The organism is Pseudomonas sp. (genome assembly GCF_050739655.1).
In the GTDB taxonomy this organism is placed as follows: Bacteria; Pseudomonadota; Gammaproteobacteria; order Pseudomonadales; family Pseudomonadaceae; genus Aquipseudomonas.
In genome coordinates this window covers 1-13,035 of record NZ_JBOIBY010000488.1, presented here as the reverse complement: position 1 = coordinate 13,035, position 13,035 = coordinate 1, and the positions used below count along the sequence as shown (strand labels likewise).

The 13,035-nt window shown below is 61.4% G+C and carries 12 protein-coding genes; 6 read left to right on the top strand and 6 right to left on the bottom strand.

The window, feature by feature from the left end:
- Window positions 1-189: 189 nt before the first annotated feature.
- Genes ACRESJ_RS23500 through pedF form a run of 4 tightly spaced genes read right to left on the bottom strand, consistent with a single transcriptional unit; the run spans window position 190 to window position 3,295 of the window.
- A complete protein-coding gene (locus tag ACRESJ_RS23500) occupies window positions 190-1,128 on the bottom strand; it encodes a quinoprotein relay system zinc metallohydrolase 1 (RefSeq protein ID WP_431760037.1) in 939 nt (312 codons plus the stop codon).
- Window positions 1,129-1,152: 24 nt separating this feature from the next.
- Entirely contained in the window at window positions 1,153-1,914 is a 762-nt protein-coding gene (locus ACRESJ_RS23495; protein ID WP_431760036.1) for a quinoprotein dehydrogenase-associated SoxYZ-like carrier, read from the bottom strand.
- 39 nt (window positions 1,915-1,953) lie between these two features.
- On the bottom strand, window positions 1,954-2,829 hold the full coding sequence (locus ACRESJ_RS23490; protein ID WP_431760035.1) for a substrate-binding periplasmic protein: 876 nt from the start codon (window positions 2,827-2,829) through the stop codon (window positions 1,954-1,956).
- Between the two features lie 4 nt (window positions 2,830-2,833).
- Entirely contained in the window at window positions 2,834-3,295 is a 462-nt protein-coding gene (gene pedF / locus ACRESJ_RS23485; protein ID WP_431760034.1) for a cytochrome c-550 PedF, read from the bottom strand.
- A gap of 337 nt (window positions 3,296-3,632) precedes the next feature.
- Here pedF and ACRESJ_RS23480 point away from each other — a divergent pair, with 337 nt between their 5' ends.
- From ACRESJ_RS23480 to ACRESJ_RS23455, 6 genes are all read left to right on the top strand, one after another.
- Window positions 3,633-4,817, top strand: coding sequence for an ABC transporter substrate-binding protein (locus ACRESJ_RS23480; RefSeq protein ID WP_431760033.1), 1,185 nt, complete (start codon window positions 3,633-3,635; stop codon window positions 4,815-4,817).
- Window positions 4,818-4,844: 27 nt separating this feature from the next.
- Window positions 4,845-5,819: a YVTN family beta-propeller repeat protein gene (locus tag ACRESJ_RS23475; protein WP_431760032.1), complete on the top strand. Its 975-nt coding sequence runs from the start codon at window positions 4,845-4,847 to the stop codon at window positions 5,817-5,819.
- Window positions 5,816-6,547: an ABC transporter ATP-binding protein gene (locus ACRESJ_RS23470; RefSeq protein WP_431760031.1), complete on the top strand. Its 732-nt coding sequence runs from the start codon at window positions 5,816-5,818 to the stop codon at window positions 6,545-6,547. The genes ACRESJ_RS23475 and ACRESJ_RS23470 overlap by 4 nt, the downstream gene beginning before the upstream one ends.
- Window positions 6,544-7,335 carry an ABC transporter permease gene (locus tag ACRESJ_RS23465; protein ID WP_431760030.1) on the top strand — a complete coding sequence of 264 codons (792 nt, stop codon included), beginning with the start codon at window positions 6,544-6,546 and terminating at the stop codon, window positions 7,333-7,335. Before ACRESJ_RS23470 ends, ACRESJ_RS23465 begins: the two co-directional genes overlap by 4 nt.
- A 229-nt stretch (window positions 7,336-7,564) precedes the next feature.
- On the top strand, window positions 7,565-8,122 hold the full coding sequence (locus tag ACRESJ_RS23460; protein WP_431760029.1) for a PQQ-dependent catabolism-associated CXXCW motif protein: 558 nt from the start codon (window positions 7,565-7,567) through the stop codon (window positions 8,120-8,122).
- A gap of 56 nt (window positions 8,123-8,178) precedes the next feature.
- Window positions 8,179-8,844, top strand: a complete 666-nt coding sequence (locus tag ACRESJ_RS23455; RefSeq protein WP_431760028.1) for a response regulator — start codon at window positions 8,179-8,181, stop codon at window positions 8,842-8,844.
- Between the two features lie 241 nt (window positions 8,845-9,085).
- On the opposite strand, the gene nahK is transcribed toward ACRESJ_RS23455, so the two are convergent.
- Together nahK and nosP are read right to left on the bottom strand one after the other, a co-directional pair.
- Entirely contained in the window at window positions 9,086-11,719 is a 2,634-nt protein-coding gene (gene nahK, locus ACRESJ_RS23450) for a hybrid sensor histidine kinase/response regulator NahK/ErcS' (RefSeq protein ID WP_431760027.1), read from the bottom strand.
- Entirely contained in the window at window positions 11,649-12,812 is a 1,164-nt protein-coding gene (nosP, locus tag ACRESJ_RS23445) for a nitric oxide-sensing protein NosP (RefSeq protein WP_431760026.1), read from the bottom strand. The genes nahK and nosP overlap by 71 nt, the downstream gene beginning before the upstream one ends.
- Between the last annotated feature and the right edge of the window lie 223 nt (window positions 12,813-13,035).

Sequence of the window (13,035 nt, the reverse complement as noted above, 5' to 3'; positions counted from 1 at the left end):
GTTAACGATAACGCGGAAATTCTGAATGAACGCGGCGTCCTGAAGTTTTTCGCGAGCAAGCTCGCTCCTACAAATGCCTTAACTGACCGGCATTAGGGCTTGCCCGCGATGGCGGCGTGTCAGGCAGCAACTGTATTGACTGACACGCCGTCATCGCTGGCAAGCCAGCTCCCACAGGGGCTGTGGTAGTTATTTGCGCGTAGCGTTGTCGACCCGCGTCATTTGCGCCCGCTCATATTGCGGGTACAAATGGCTGACACTGCGAATCAGCTCATAGCGACTCAGGCTGATCCCGGCGAATCGCTCGGGGATGGGGCTGCGGATCATCTCGGCCATGTCACTGCCATTGGCCGCGCCGTCGCGCATCAATTGGTCGAGCCAGCCCAGGTAGTCGCGCATCTGCACGAAGGGCTGCGGATTGCTGGCGACAGGCCCGTGACCGGGCACGATCAGCGTCCAGGGCAAACCCTGCAGGGTCGCAATGTCGGCAAGCCACACCGACAGCCCTGGACTGTTGGGCGTGGTCAACGCCCGTTGATAAAACACCAGGTCCCCGGCAAACAGCACGCCGGTTTGCTGGTCGAGAATAGCCAGATCCGCACCCGTATGCCCACCCAGACCTAGCAGGCGCAGATCGTGATTCCCAAAACTTTGCACGCCGGGGCTCAGCACCTGGGTGGGCATGACCACCTCGGTGCCGCGCATCCAGTCGCCGACCATTCGATACATGTTTTCGGCCATGGCATCGCCCTGCTTTTGCAGCAGTTCGGTGGTGCCGGCCAGTGCGCCGATCGGCACACCGCTGAATGCCTGGTTGCCCAACACGTGGTCGGGGTGATGATGGGTCAGCAGGACCTGGATCACCGGTTTGTCCGTGATCGCGGCAATGGCTCGGCGCATGGCCTCGCCATAACGCTTCGACGGCCCGGTGTCGATCACCACGACGCCGCGCTCGGTGACAATGAACGCCGTGTTGACGATGTTGCCGCCATTGTCCTTGGCGAAATTGTCGGTGCTGCCTTCCAGCAACCAAGTGTCCTGGGCAATCTGCCTGGGCTTGAGCGAGTACTCCAGATCGGCCGTCGCTTGCAGGCTCAGGCCAATGAACAACAGCAGCATCCAGCGCATGGCAGGCTCCTTTAGATGAGGGACTCAGGGAATCAACGCATTGAATTGATTGCCACTGTTATCGCGCAGCACCAGGCGCGTCTGCCCTGCCCCCTCGATATCAAACGCAAGGCTTGGGTTTTCGCTGACGGCCGGAAACAGTTCGAGTCGGGCCAGAAGTTGATCGTGTTGATCGCGCAGCTCGGCATGATTGATATAAAACTCCGGGATGCCGCTGACCATGCCGTTGTCCATCGGATGCGCCACCTGCAAACGCAGGCGACTGAAATCGTTACGCGGGTATCGGCCGCCCAGCACTTCACCCAAGCGCTCTTCCCAACCCGGCTGGGTGCGTACAACGCTGGGTGCGGTGCAGCCGCCACCGGCCGCGTCGATCAGGGTCGAACCGACATGCCACAGACCATCGCGGGTCAGCACCGCCGCGCGCAAGGGGGTGGCCTGTTCGACTCGGATGCGGATCGACAGCCACGGCAACAGACCACTGACAGGCTCAAAGTCGACGATTTTCGGCAAGGGATTGAGTTCAGCCCAGGCGAGGATTTTCACCACCTCACCCTTGAACACCCGGGCGTCGATTTCCAGCGGAACCTGTCGAGCATCTTCGGCGAACGGCGGTGCCAGCAGCTTGACCCGCTCATCGAACACGAACGGCGCATCGCCGAGCATCTGCTTGTGATAGAAGCCCCACATCACTGACGGCACAGGATCCTTGCCAGGGTCGACCGTGCCCGCATGTGCCGCCAGACTCAAACAACAGGCCAGCAGACAACTCCTTTGCCATTTCATGGCTTTCTCCTGTTGATGCATCTCCTATTGATGCATCTCCTACTGATACATCTCGGGCACGTCATACCGCAGGCCGTAATGGCCATAGATGGTCTTCACCGAACCTTCGCGGATCAGGCTTTCCAGCGCCTCCTCGACCGCATAGGCCAGTTGCCGGTTGCTCTCGTGCACCGCCATGCCGATCTCCCAGAGCTGCTTGCCCATGTTCGGGTAGGCGTTTTCCGCCAGCGCCAATTGCGCATCGTTGGCTTCATGTACCTGCCAGTCGATCTCGCCACGCATGGCCATGACCGCGTCCACCTCACCGGCCTTCATCGCGGCAAATGCCTGGGGTATGCCTGGATAGTGCCGGGTCTTGCCGGCGAGCATGCCGTTGAACACCGAGGTCAGGTAGAACGACGGCACACTGTCGACTTCGACGCCAATCGGGTGCTGCTCGAACACCGCCACGCTGGCAACCTTGTCCAGTCGACGGCGGTCGTAAGCGACTTGCCATTGCTCGTTCTGATAGGGACCGAACATCACCACGTGGCCGTTTTCCAGCTCGCCGAATTCGTTGCGCTTTTGCGCGTAATCACGGTCGTAGGGCACACGCATCATCAGGTCGGCCAGTTGCTGGTTGTGCAAGGCACTGGCGCGCCAGATGTAATCGCGCAGGTCGTCGTCGAGCTTCTCGCCGGCCGGCGCCCAGATCAGCGTCAGGCGCACGCCCAACGCCTTGGCCAGGGCCTGGGCCAGTTCCACATCGACGCCCTTGGGCTCGCCGCCCCGTTCAAAACTGTAGGGTGCGAAATCCTTGTACACCGCCACCTTCAATTCTCCAGCGGCGATCATCTCATCGTAGTTGCGCACCTGCGCCTGCACCGACTGGCAGCACAGCCACACAGCGCCGACCAACATCGCAAGCAGGCGCATGGGATCACTCCTCGACGTGCACGGTGTCCAGATAAGTGCGGACCGCCCACAGGGCTTCCTGGCTCAGGTAGTCGGCCATTTTCGGCATGTACACCCGACCGTCCCGCACCGCGCCATTGCGCACCCGCTCGACGAACCATTCATCCCCCGCATCGCCGACATCGAGCATGCGCAAGTCCGGGGCGATACCGCCGGACTTGGCTTCCAGGCCATGACACGCCGCGCAGTTCTGGGTGTAGGCCGACGCGCCGATTTCCACTGCCTTGTCGTGTTCCGGGGTCGTGCGATACGGGTTCACCGCCGCCCAGCCATCGGCATTGAGCTGTACACCGGCATCCTTGATCGGGGTCAAGCCCTGGGTGGCGACGGCCTGCGGCACCACATTGCCGTGGGCCCACACGGAACCCGCACTGATAAGACCGGCCAGCAGTCCGGTGACGAGCAAGGCGTTGCGTTTAGTTGTCATTGTTATGCCCTCAGGTTGCACGCAAAACCTCTTGGCAGAGGCTATGGCAGCCATCTTAGGAACCCCGACGCCCAGGCCCCATGCTGCTTTGGTGGTCGGCGCCTACTCCCTTGGTAGTAAGGCGTTGGATCAGGTGGACCTGTAGGAGCTGCCGAAGGCTGCGATCTTTTGATCTTTAAGGGCAAGATCAAAAGATCGCAGCCTGCCGTGCAGGTCTTAGCCAGCGCCTACAAAGGAGAACCGGCTACTACCTTGGTACTGGCTGCTCGGTACTTTCTGCATATTTCCACCCCGTCATGGGCTTCCTATGCTGGCGCTACCTGTAATGGAGAGCCCTATGCGCCAGCTTGCCCCTTACGCCCTGATCTACCTGTTGGCGATTGCCTGTGCAGCCGGGCTGGCGACTCAGAGCCAGGCCGCAGATGCGCCATTGCAGGTAGGCATTGGCTACCTGGGCTATCGCCCCGACCCCGGCCCGCTGCTGTCCAACGTCATTCCCGAACCCACCGACGCCGGGCTGCGCGGCGCTGAACTGGCGATCATCGACAGCAACAGCACCGGGCGTTTTCTCAATCACGCCTACAGCCTGGTCAGCGCCAACGTCGACAGCCCCGAAGCCTTGCTCGAAGCGGCCAAGGCCCAGCATGCACAAGGCCTGCGCCTGTTCGTGGTGAACGCCCCCGCCAGCAGCCTGCGCCAGCTCAGTGCAGCCCTGCCCGATAGCCTGCTGTTCAATGCCGGCAGCCCCGACGACAGCCTGCGCACCACCGTTTGCCTGCCGAACGTGCTGCACAGCCTGCCGAGCCGGGCGATGCTGGCCGATGCGTTGGCGCAGTTTCTGGTGGTGCGCAAATGGCAACGGGCGCTGCTGATCGTCGGCCCGACCGCCGACGACCAGGCCTACGCGGCGGCCCTGCGCCGCGCGGCCAAGCGCTTCGGCCTGCAACTGGTGGCGGAGAAACCCTGGAGTTTCGATAACGATCAACGGCGCAGCGCCCAGGCCGACATGCCGCTGTTCACCCAGACCGCCGAATACGATGTGGTGCTGGTGGCCGATGAGCGCGGCGACTTCGGCGAATACGTGCCTTACCAGACCTGGTACCCGCGCCCCGTCGCCGGCACCCAGGGCCTGACCCCGGTGGGTTGGCACAAAACCGTGGAAACCTACGGCGCCGCGCAATTGCAGAAACGCTTCGAAGCCCTGGCCGGACGCTGGATGAATGATCGCGACTTCGCCGCGTGGATCGCCGTGCGCAGCATCGCCAGCGCCGTGAGCAAACTGCGCCAGACCGAGCCGATGGCGATCCGCGCACTGGAAATCAGCGACCGGTTGCCGTTGGACGGCTTCAAGGGACGCAAGCTCAGCTACCGCCCCTGGAACGGCCAGTTGCGTCAGCCGATCCCGATCGTGCAGCCCCGGGCGCTGGTCAGCACCTCGCCCCAGGACGGTTTCCTGCATCCCTTCAACGAGATGGACAGCCTGGGTTACGACAAGCCCGAGGTCAGCTGCCGCTTTCCCTGAACAGAACAACTAGAAAGGAAAACTGCCATGCGCCGCACACGCGTTTACTACAGCCTGCTCTCATGCACCCTGCTGCTCATCGCCAGTCACAGCAGCGCCAGCACGGCCTGGGTGTCCAATGAAAAGGACAACAACCTGAGCCTGATCGACATGCAGACCCTGCAGGTCACCGACACCCTGCCCGTCGGCCAGCGCCCCCGGGGCCTGCTGCTGTCCCATGACAACAAGCTGCTGTACATTTGCGCCAGCGACTCGGACCGGGTCCAGGTGATGGACGTGGCCACCCGCAAGATCATCAAGGAACTGCCCTCGGGCAAAGACCCCGAGCAATTCGCCCTGCACCCCAACAATCGCTGGTTGTATGTCTCCAATGAAGACGATGCGTTGGTCACGGTGATCGACACCGAAACCTCCAAGGTCCTCGGCCAGATCAACGTCGGCGTCGAGCCCGAAGGCATGGCGGTCAGCCCCGATGGCAAATGGGCGGTCAACACCAGTGAAACCACGAACATGCTGCATTGGATCGACACCAGCACCCAGACCCTGGCCGACAGCACGCTGGTGGATCAACGCCCGCGCTTCGTCGAGTTCAGCAACGATGGCAAGCAGTTGTGGGCTTCGGCGGAAATCGGCGGCACGGTGACGATTCTCGACGTGGCCAGCCGCAACGTCCTCAAGACCCTGAACTTCCAGATCAAGGGCGTGCACCCGGACAAGGTGCAGCCGGTGGGCATCAAGCTCAGCGCCGACGGCAAATACGCTTTTGTCGCTCTCGGCCCGGCCAACCATGTCGCGGTGATCGATGCCAAAACCTTCGAGATTCTCGACTATTTGCTGGTAGGTCGACGCGTCTGGCAACTGGCGTTCACTCCGGATCAAAAGCAACTGCTGGCCACCAACGGCGTTAGCGGTGATGTGTCGGTGATCGATGTAGACAGCCTAAAGGTCAGCAAGTCGGTGAAGGTCGGGCGCTATCCGTGGGGCGTGGTGGTGACGCCATGAACGCCCTGGACATCAGCGACCTGAGTTTCGCCTATGGGGCTCGACAAGCCTTGCGCCAGGTGAGCTTCAACCTGGCACCGGGGCGGTTCGCCGCGCTGCTGGGACCCAACGGTGCTGGAAAATCAACGCTGATCGCCTTGCTGACCCGGCTCTACAATCTTCAGCACGGCGATATTCGCGTGGGCGGCTGTTCATTGCGCAAAGAACCGCGCTCGGCGCTCAAACAGCTGGGCGTGGTGTTCCAGCAAAGCACCCTGGACCTGGATCTCAGTGTCGAACAGAACCTGCGCTACCACGCCGCGCTGCATGGCTTGTCCCGCCGCGAGACCCGCCTGCGGGTGGATGCTGAACTGGCTCGACAGGCCCTCGTCGAACGCCGTGCCGAGCGGGTGCGCGAGCTCAATGGCGGCCATCGCCGCCGGGTGGAAATCGCCCGCGCCCTACTGCATGAACCGCGCCTGTTACTGCTCGATGAAGCCAGCGCCGGCCTTGACCCCGCCAGCCGCCTGGCGCTCAACCAACACATTCGCAGCCTGTGCCGTGAACAGCAGATCAGTGTGCTCTGGACCACGCATTTGCTGGATGAAGTACAGGCCAGCGATGACTTGCTGATTCTCCATCAGGGGCGACTGGTGGCCAGCGGGCAGGCCGATGCCCTGAGCCTGGAGCACGGCGGTGACCTGGGCTCGGCCTTCACCCGCCTGACCACAACGGGAGCCACTCAATGAATGCTTACTGGCAATGTTTCAGCGGCATCGTCCTGCGCGAGTGGCTGCGTTTCGTGCTGCAACGCACACGTTTTCTCAGCGCGCTGGTGCGCCCATTGCTGTGGCTGCTGGTGTTCGCCGCAGGTTTTCGCGCCGCCCTGGGCATCGCGATCATCGAACCGTACGACACCTACATTCCGTACGAGGTCTACATCATTCCGGGCCTGGCCTGCATGATCCTGCTGTTCAACGGCATGCAGGGTTCGCTGTCGATGGTCTACGACCGTGAGATGGGCAGCATGCGCGTGCTGCTGACCAGCCCATTGCCCCGAACCTTTTTGCTGTGCAGCAAGCTGCTGGCCACCTCGCTGATTTCGCTGTTGCAGGTGTATGCCTTCCTGGCGATCGCCTGGATCTACGGTGTGCAGCCACCGGCCATGGGCCTGCTGCTCGCCCTGCCCGCGTTGCTGATGGTGGCGTTGATGCTCAGCGCTTTGGGGCTGCTTCTATCGAATGCGATCCGCCAGCTGGAGAACTTCGCCGGGGTGATGAATTTCGTGATCTTCCCGTTGTTCTTTTTGTCATCGGCGCTGTATCCGCTCTGGAAAATGCGCGAGGCCAGCGAATGGCTGTACTGGTTGTGCGCGGTAAACCCGTTCAGCCACGCGGTGGAACTGGTGAGATTTGCCCTGTATGAGCGTTTCAATCCCTTGGCGCTGGCGGTGTGTGCGGGATTGACGCTGGTGTTCGCCCTGCTGGCCGTCCTGACCTTCAACCCCCAACACGCGGCCCTGCGCAAATCCAGCTGATCCGTGTAGGAGCTGCCGCAGGCTGCGATCTTTTGATCTTGCTTTTGAAAAGTCAAAAGATCGCAGCCTCGTTGCACTCGACAGCTCCTACAGGGGCCGGGAAATCCTGGGGACATCGGTGAACAAACAAAAACTACGACTTTAGTACTGGTTTTACCTGTCTATCGTCGCATTCCCAACGCACCGCGACTGACATGTAATGGGTTCATAACTATAAGGATCGAACCCCATGCCGCGTGCCCGACGTCACCTGTTGCGTCCCAATCTCGCTGCGCTGTCGCTAAGCCTGTGGCTGACCGGCGCACACGCACAAACCCCGCTGTTTTCCGCCGATGGCTATCGCATCGATCTGTACCGCAGCCCGACACCCAGCCAGCTACAGGGCGCGACCATCGTTGACACCGCAACCCTGCAAACCCTGCTCAAGCAAAACCCGCGACCTGTGCTGATCGATGTCTATCGCCGGCAATGGCTGCAAGGCCGCTTCATCGAGGACCAGCCCCACGAAAACCTGCCCGGCAGTCATTGGCTGGCCAATACCGGCAACGGTGAGTTGACGCCGCAATGGCAGGCCTATTTTGCCCGTCACCTGAAAAACCTGACGGCCGGCGACCCGACGCAACCGCTGGTCTTCTATTGCCGCGCCGATTGCTGGTTGAGCTGGAATGCGGCCAAGCGCGCAGCCACCATGGGCTATCAGACCCTGTATTGGTATCGCGATGGCCTGGACGCCTGGCAAGCGGCCAACCTGCCGGTGACGCCGGCGGTGCCCGAACCCTTTCCCTGAGCTTTACGCCTGCGTGTTGTTGCCACACCATAATCAAAATAATGAGGTGAAAGGCCATGTACAAAATTCTGATTGCCGATGATCACCCACTGTTTCGCGAAGCTATTCACAACGTAATCAGCGACGGTTTTGCCGGCAGCGAAGTGATGGAAACCGCCGACCTCGACAGTGCCCTGGTACTGACCCAGGAACACGATGACCTGGACCTGATCCTGCTCGACCTGAACATGCCCGGCATGCACGGCCTCAATGGGTTGATCAACCTGCGCAACGAGGCACCGACCATTCCGGTGGTGATCGTCTCCGCCGAACAGGACAAGCAGATCGTCCTGCAAGCCATCACCTACGGCGCGGTGGGTTTCATCACCAAATCATCGCCACGCGCACAGATGACCGACGCCATCCAGCAGATCCTCAACGGCAACGTTTATCTGCCTCCGGACATCATTCGCACGACCAGGAGCAGCACTCACAGGCGTATGAATGACACCCCGAGCATCCCGCCGGAACTGCTCCAGGCCCTGACCCGCAAGCAACTGCAAGTACTGGAACGCATGACCAAGGGTGAATCGAACAAACAGATTGCCTACACCCTGGAAATCGCCGAAACCACCGTCAAGGCCCACGTCTCGGCGATCCTGCGCAAGCTCAACGTGCACAATCGCGTGCAGGCGATCCTCAGTGCCGGGGATATTGATTTCGGGTCCTATTTGCGGCGTTGAAACAGACAGACCGCGTCGCTCCCATCGCCGGCAAGCCAGCTCCCACAAGGATTTGTGAGCACCACACATCCCTGTGGGAGTGCCGGGGATATCGATTTCGGGTCCTATTTGCGGCATTGAAACAGACAGACCGCGTCGCTCCCATCGCTGGTAAGCCAGCTCCCACAAGGATTTGTGAGCACCACACATCCCTGTGGGAGCTGGCTCGCCAGCGATGAGGCCAGCAGGAACACCCGAGAAATCAGGGCCTGGCGAGCAAATGACTCATCGCCGTCTTCAGCTTCATCGGCCGCACCGGCTTGTGCATCAGGGTATGACCCAGTTCGCGGATCTGCTGTTTGAGTTCGTTGCTGTAGTTGGCGGTGATCATCATGGCCGGGATCGCGCAAGCACGCCGCGCGTTGATCCGGGCCACGGCATCGACGCCGTTGCGGTCGTTATCCAGATGGTAATCGGCGATCAGCAAATCGGCCTCGGCATGGAAGTTGTCCACCTGCCGCGCCAGATCCTCCTCCGACAACGCCGTGACCACCCGGCATCCCCAGCCTTCAAGCAAAGTGCGCATGCCGGCGCAAATGGTCGCGTCGTTATCCAGCACCCAGACCCTCGCGCCACGCAGCCGCTCCAGCATTGGCTCGCTCATCGGTGGACTGGGCAATGATTTGGGGGCCGTAGCGCTCAACGGCACCTCCACAGAAAACATCGACCCCTTGCCCGGCCATGAGCGCACCTCGATACGGTGCCCGAGAATGCCAGCAATCTTCTCCACGATCGCCAGTCCCAGGCCCAAACCTCGATCCTGATCGGGGCGCTGCACGTCGCCGCGCTTGAACTCCTGGAAAATTTCTTGCAGACGGTTTTCGGCAATGCCCATCCCACTGTCCCAGACCTGGATCGACAGGCGCTGGTGAAGACGTCGACAGCCCAGCACCACTCGGCCGCTGTAGGTGTAGCGAATGGCGTTGCTCAGCAGGTTGCGCAGGATCCGCGCCAGCAACTGGATGTCGCTACGCACCAGCGCCGAACAGCCAATGAAATGCAGTTGCAGGCCCTCGCTGCGAGCCACCTGGGTGTACTCGGCGGCAAGATTGTCCAGCAGTTCGCTCAAGGCGAATGGCGCAATGTCCGCCTTGATCACCCCGGCATCGAGCTTGGAAATGTCCACCAAAGTGCCCAGCAGGTTTTCCACGTCTTCCAGTGAGTTGCTGACATTGCGCACCAGGACTTGATTGCAGATCGGCTCCCGGCGTTCGAGCAAGGCACTGGTGAACAGTCGCGCGGCGTTCAGCGGTTGCAGCAGGTCATGGCTGACGGCCGCGAGAAACTTGGTCTTGGACAGGTTAGCCTGCTCCGCTTCCAGCTTGGCCTCTCGCAAGCGTGACTCGACCCGGCGACGCTCTTCGATTTCCCGCAGCAACTGATCGTTCAGGGTGGTCAATTCCGCGGTGCGCTCCCGGACCCGCAGTTCGAGGTTCTGATAAGCCTGGTGCAGCGCCTCGGCGGTGCGGCGGCGTTCGGTGATGTCGCGTATCAACACGAAAATCCCCACCACCTCACCACTGGCCAGGCGATTGGGCACATAGGAACGCAGCATGTAGCGCTCCTGATTGTTGACGTTGGTTTCGGCAAACTCGAAAGTCACACTCTCCCCCGCCAACGCCCGCGCCACATAGGATTCCAGACGCTGGTAATGCTGCTCGCTGTGCACTTCACGCAGACTCTGGCCTAGCATCACGCCACGCGGCCAGCAGTACCACTCTTCGTAGACCTTGTTGGTGAACTCGTAGACCAGATCGGCATTGAGGTAGGCAATCAGCGCCGGCACGTGGTCGGTTATCAGGCGTATCCAGCGCTCGCTTTCACTCAGGGCTTCGGCGTGCTGGTAGCGCTCGGTGATGTCGGTGAAGGTGTTGACGAAACCGCCGGCCGGTAGCGGATGGGTGCGGATCTCCAGAACCCGGCCATCGCAAAGGCGCTGCTCGCACTCCAGGATGGGACGCCCGTTTACACCCCGGCTGGCCGGTGTCAGCAGCGTCAGTTCGCTGTCAGCGATCACTTCGGCAAACGGCCGATGGGCCGCCACCGGGGCCAGCCCGCTCAATTCCAGGAAGCGCCGGTTCCACAACTCAAGAATGCCCTCGGCGTTGACCATGGCCACCCCTTGGGAAAGGTTGTCGACCGCCCGTTGCAACAGATGCGACTTCTGCGCGACCGCTTGCTCGCGGCGCACCGTTTCGCTGAGTTTGACGTCAGTGATGTCCGTGAACAGGATCACCCGACCGCCTTCCTGGGTCGGCCTTTCGCTGACTTGCAACCAGCGCCCGTCCCGCAGGCGATACAGCAGGTTCTCATCGGCCTGCCCGCGCGGCTCCTCGGTGAACAGCCCGTTGCCCATCATCAGGCGCTTGACCTCTGCCAGACGCATGCCGGCATTGATCCGCACCGGGCTGTTGCTCCAGAACGCCTTGAATCGACTGTTGAACAGGACGATGCGTTGCTCGGCGTCGAACAGCACGAAGGCATCGGAAATGCTCTCGATGGCATCGATCAGGTGCTGGTGCGCGGTTTCGGCGCGCAGCCGTGCTTCGCTCAGCAGATGGTTGCCGGCCTTGAGTTCGGCCATCGCCTGATTCAAGGCATCGGTACGCTCACGCACCTGTTCGGCCAGCACCACCGAATGCTGGAACGCCGCGTAAGGGTCGTTGCCACGGGTGATGCCGGACTCGATGCGCTCGATCAGCGCCGCATTGATGCGCTGCAGTTTATGATTTTCATGCTGCAGGCCATAGACCAGCGCCTGCAGCTCAGCGCTGCCGCAGGCTACGTCCGCGGGCAATGGCGACTCCGGTGAAGGTCTGGTTGATGTGCATGCCATTGAACTGTTCTCCGTAGCTGTTGAACCCCATCACCCGTTGCTCGCGCAAGAACCTGCCGACCTGCTCCAGGTTGCCGTCGTCTTCGAGCTGCATGCGTCGCAGGAAACAATCGCAGCCGATGGTCAGCAGCAACTCGCCCAGACGCTCCTGCAGGCCATCGAACAGGTGTTGCAGATTGGGCAGCATCGGGCCTGGGGTCATGGCGGTCAGGACGATGCCGTTCTCCACCGCGCAGTAGAAACTCAGGCTCAGGTCTGGATGAACCTGCTGGATGGCGCGCACGTAATACTGCTCATTGATTCGCACGGCCAGCGGATGCGCGGCGAAGACCCTGTGGTCCAGTTCCGCCACCGGCACGCCGATGTGCCGGGCGTACTCGGCCGCAGCCGGCTCGGCATTGAGTTCAAAGACCCGGCGCGAGGTGCTGTCGGCACCGGTCACCACCAGTTTTTCCGCCCGGGGCAAGATGTGATGGGTGGTGAACACCTCGAAATCCAGCCAGGTATTGACCAGCACCACCACCGCCGCACCGCTGTGGAACGCGCCTTCGAAGTACACATGGGTATGGGTCAGGTAGTTGTCATCTCCGGCCGAGCCGCCAAAATGCGGAATGTCGCCCAACGCCGCACTCAGGGCAGCGAGCACCATTTCTTCACGGCTGGACAGGCCATCGAGCAAGGTCAAGGCAAAGCTGTTGCCCTTGATCGGCGCCAGGGTATTGCTACGGCAGCCACTGACCAGGCGCTCGACCATCTGCTGGGCGTCGATCAGGCTGAAGCGTTCCATTTCGTCGATCAGTTCGAGGGCGATGGAAAAGTGCCGATGATCGAAGCCCACCGCCGTCACGCAGTTGCGCCCGTAACCCAGCGGGGTAATTTCCCCGGCGCTGGTGCAGCCCGCCAGGCGAATACCGCCAAAACTCTGCTGCAAGGCCTGGCCCAGTGCCTGCAAATCGTATTCGGCAGAACAGAAGAACAGCACGAAGCCCAGATGCGGGTGCAACAACTGCCGCGCCAGCTCCTGTGCAACTTGCCCGGCGTCGCTGGCCTGGGACATTGCACTGACGATCCCTTCGCTCTGGACCTGCTGCATCGGCGCCCCCTGCAGGTGCGTATGTATGAGGTTCGAGTGTACGAAGGCCGTGGGTTGGGACGAATGCTACTTGGGTAGTGGGTAGGCGGTTCGATGGGATGAGAACCGGCCCGAATTTGCCGGCCACCACAAAACCACTGGGGGAGCTAGCCTGCTTGCGATTGCGGTAGGTCCGCCGATGAAATTGGTGGCTTAACCGACGCCATCGCTAGCAGGCTAGCTC

What these genes read in the sequence shown, in the direction of transcription:
- ACRESJ_RS23500 (WP_431760037.1), bottom strand. Translation starts at nt 1,128, where the DNA reads ATGCGCTGGATGCTGCTGTTGTTCATTGGCCTGAGCCTGCAAGCGACG.
- ACRESJ_RS23495 (WP_431760036.1), bottom strand. Translation starts at nt 1,914, where the DNA reads ATGAAATGGCAAAGGAGTTGTCTGCTGGCCTGTTGTTTGAGTCTGGCG.
- ACRESJ_RS23490 (WP_431760035.1), bottom strand. Translation starts at nt 2,829, where the DNA reads ATGCGCCTGCTTGCGATGTTGGTCGGCGCTGTGTGGCTGTGCTGCCAG.
- pedF (WP_431760034.1), bottom strand. Translation starts at nt 3,295, where the DNA reads ATGACAACTAAACGCAACGCCTTGCTCGTCACCGGACTGCTGGCCGGT.
- ACRESJ_RS23480 (WP_431760033.1), top strand. Translation starts at nt 3,633, where the DNA reads ATGCGCCAGCTTGCCCCTTACGCCCTGATCTACCTGTTGGCGATTGCC.
- ACRESJ_RS23475 (WP_431760032.1), top strand. Translation starts at nt 4,845, where the DNA reads ATGCGCCGCACACGCGTTTACTACAGCCTGCTCTCATGCACCCTGCTG.
- ACRESJ_RS23470 (WP_431760031.1), top strand. Translation starts at nt 5,816, where the DNA reads ATGAACGCCCTGGACATCAGCGACCTGAGTTTCGCCTATGGGGCTCGA.
- ACRESJ_RS23465 (WP_431760030.1), top strand. Translation starts at nt 6,544, where the DNA reads ATGAATGCTTACTGGCAATGTTTCAGCGGCATCGTCCTGCGCGAGTGG.
- ACRESJ_RS23460 (WP_431760029.1), top strand. Translation starts at nt 7,565, where the DNA reads ATGCCGCGTGCCCGACGTCACCTGTTGCGTCCCAATCTCGCTGCGCTG.
- ACRESJ_RS23455 (WP_431760028.1), top strand. Translation starts at nt 8,179, where the DNA reads ATGTACAAAATTCTGATTGCCGATGATCACCCACTGTTTCGCGAAGCT.
- nahK (WP_431760027.1), bottom strand. Translation starts at nt 11,719, where the DNA reads ATGGCATGCACATCAACCAGACCTTCACCGGAGTCGCCATTGCCCGCG.
- nosP (WP_431760026.1), bottom strand. Translation starts at nt 12,812, where the DNA reads ATGCAGCAGGTCCAGAGCGAAGGGATCGTCAGTGCAATGTCCCAGGCC.